This window comes from Sandarakinorhabdus oryzae, from assembly GCF_009733735.1.
GTDB lineage: Bacteria > Pseudomonadota > Alphaproteobacteria > Sphingomonadales > Sphingomonadaceae > Sandarakinorhabdus > Sandarakinorhabdus oryzae.
Genome location: NZ_WNJP01000256.1, coordinates 1 through 2,806 on the forward strand (window position 1 = coordinate 1; position 2,806 = coordinate 2,806).

Here is a 2,806-nt window from a genome sequence, read left to right on the forward strand (position 1 = left end):
CAGCCGCGCTGGCCGGGGCCGCGCCGGAAATCGACCGGCTGATCCGCGCCATGGCCACGCCGCCGCGACCGGCCCAGCGCCGGCCCGACATCGGCAACCCCTTCGTCCACCGCGTGGCGCGTATCGGCGCCGCGCTGGTGGCGGCGCTGCACAATGTCGGCAGCTTCCTCGCCTTTTTCGGGCAGACCCTGGTGGTGCTGGGCGGCACGATCGCTGGCCGCCGCCGTCTGCGCTGGCACGCCGTGGTGCACCAGGGCGAAGCCATCGGCATCAACGCGCTCGGCATCATCGGGCTCCTGCTGTTCCTGGTCGGGCTGGTCGTGGCCCAGCAAGGTGCGGTGCAGTTGCGCCAGTTCGGGGCCGAGATCTTCACCGTCAACCTGATCGGCCGCGCCACCACGCGCGAACTGGGCATATTGCTCACCGCCATCATGGTGGCCGGCCGGTCGGGATCGGCGTTTGCTGCCCAGATCGGCTCGATGAAGATCAACGAGGAGATCGACGCACTGCGCACCATCGGCCTCGATCCGGTCGAGGTGCTGGTGGTGCCGCGGGTGATCGCCTGCTCGTTGATGCTGCTGGGCCTGGCCTTCTATGGCGGGCTGTGCGCGCTGGTGGGCGGCGGCGTCTATGTCTGGGTCGATCTCGGCATGCCGCCAGCCAGCTATGTCGCCCGCCTGCGCGAAGTGATCCTGCAATCGGATTTCGCCATCGGCATGATCAAGGCGCCGGTGTTCGGCTTCATCATCGCGATCATGGGCTGCTATCACGGCTTCCAGGTCACCGGCAACGCCGAGTCCGTGGGCCAGCGCACCACCCAGGCGGTCGTGGAAGCGATCTTCGTGGTCATCGTGTTCGATGCCTTCTTCGCCTTCTTCTTCAGCATGTTGGGCTATAATTGATGGAGCGCTCTTCGCCCTTGCTGTCCCCCATCCTGCCCGATTCCGCCGATGTGGCGGTGCGGGTGCGCGGGCTGGTCACCGGCTTTGAAGACAAGATCATCCACGATCATCTCGATCTCGACGTGGCGCGCGGCGAAATCCTGGGCCTGGTCGGCGGATCGGGCAGCGGCAAATCGGTGTTGATGCGCACCATCATCGGGCTCAACCCTGCGCGCGCCGGCCATGTCTCGATCCTTGGCCAGGATGCCTTCACTGCCGATCCCGAGGCGCAGCGCGCGCTGCGCCGGCAATGGGGCGTGCTGTTCCAGGAAGGCGCCCTGTTTTCCGGCCTGACCGTGGCCGAGAATATCGAGGTGCCGATGCGCGAATTCCTGGCATTGCCCGAACCGGTAATGGCGGCGCTGGCCGGCGCGCGCCTGCGCCAGGTCGGCCTGCCGTCGGACAGTTGCACCAAATATCCTTCAGAACTGTCGGGCGGCATGAAGAAGCGCGCCGGGCTGGCCCGCGCACTGGCCCTCGATCCGCAGCTGCTGTTCCTTGATGAGCCAACCGCCGGGCTCGATCCGATCTCGGCAGCGGCCTTTGACAATCTGATCAAGCTGCTGAAAGACACGCTGGGATTGACGCTGTTCCTGATCACCCACGATCTCGATACGTTGATTGCCATCTGTGACCGGGTGGCGGTGCTGGGCGAAGGCAGAGTGCTGGCCTGCGGCACGGTCGATGAATTGCGGCAATATGATCACCCGTGGGTTCAGCAATATTTCGGCGGCCCGCGTGGTCGGGCAGCGAGTGGGCCGATGGCAAGGGAACTGGCCTGATGGAAAACCGCAGCAATTATGTGATCGTCGGCAGCGTTGCCCTGGCCATGGTGGCCGGCATCTTCCTGATGATCGTCTGGCTGGCCGGCTTCTCCAGCACCGCCACCAAGGTGTACGACATCTATTTCAGCAAATCGATTTCCGGCCTGGAAAAGGGCTCGCCGGTGCAGTTCAGCGGCGTGCCGGTGGGCAAGATCACCGAAATCGCGCTGCAGCCCAAGAATCCGCAATTCGTGCGGGTGCGCATCGCGGTGGCCGAGAATGTGCCGATCCTCAAGGGCACCACGGCGGGCGTTGAAGGCGTCGGATTCACCGGCGTGTCGCAGATCCAGCTGATCGGCGCCATGCAGGGCGCCGCGCCCATCACCGCGATCGGCCCCGATGGCGCGCCGGTGATCCCGCCGCGCAATGGCGGCCTGTCTGATCTGCTGGCCACCGCGCCCGAAGTCCTCTCCAACGTCTCGCGCCTGACCGAGCGGCTGAATGACGTGCTGAAGGACGAGAACCGCGCCGCGCTCGCCGGCATATTGAAGAACACCGACATCGCCACGGCGGCGCTGGCCAAGGGTGCCCCCGATCTGCAGGCCGCGCTCACCGAAGCCCGCACGACGATGACGGCGGCGACCGCCACCCTGCAGCGCATCGAAGCGCTGGCCAACTCCGGCCAGACCCTGGTGGACAGCGACCTGCGCCCGCTCGCCGCCGATCTCAGGCGCACCGTCACCAGTGCGGAGGGCACGCTAACCCGCATCGACACGTTGACCGAAACCGCGCAACCGGGTGTCGAGATGCTGTCGAACCAGACGCTGCCGGAAACCACCCAGTTGATCCGCGAGCTGCGCGAGACGACCGCCCGGCTGGGCGCGATTGCCGCCAAGCTGGACGAGGATCCCGCCGGCGCCCTGATTGGCGGCCGCCGCCTGCCCGAATATCAGCCGCCCAAGGAGGGCCAGAGGAAATGACCACGCGCCGCTTGTCCCCCGCGCTGGCCGCGGCTGCCCTGCTCGCCGGTTGCGGCCCGCTGGTGCAGGTGGGCGGCAATGCGCCGCCACCCGATGCCCTGCTGGTGCTGCGCGCCGATGC

General features: G+C 66.9%; 3 protein-coding genes. All 3 read left to right on the forward strand.

Annotated features, from left to right (window positions below):
• Positions 1-902 (forward strand): MlaE family ABC transporter permease (locus tag GJ693_RS15185; RefSeq protein WP_156257088.1); only part of this gene is annotated, 902 nt, incomplete at its 5' end.
• A complete protein-coding gene (locus tag GJ693_RS15190; RefSeq protein WP_156257089.1) occupies positions 902-1,723 on the forward strand; it encodes an ABC transporter ATP-binding protein in 822 nt (273 codons plus the stop codon). The genes GJ693_RS15185 and GJ693_RS15190, both read left to right, overlap by 1 nt.
• Positions 1,723-2,685, forward strand: coding sequence for an MlaD family protein (locus tag GJ693_RS15195; protein ID WP_156257090.1), 963 nt, complete (start codon positions 1,723-1,725; stop codon positions 2,683-2,685). The genes GJ693_RS15190 and GJ693_RS15195 overlap by 1 nt, the downstream gene beginning before the upstream one ends.
• The last annotated feature ends 121 nt before the right edge of the window (positions 2,686-2,806 follow it).

Coding starts and splice junctions, on each gene's coding strand:
- GJ693_RS15190 (WP_156257089.1), top strand. CDS start 902: ATGGAGCGCTCTTCGCCCTTGCTGTCCCCCATCCTGCCCGATTCCGCC.
- GJ693_RS15195 (WP_156257090.1), top strand. CDS start 1,723: ATGGAAAACCGCAGCAATTATGTGATCGTCGGCAGCGTTGCCCTGGCC.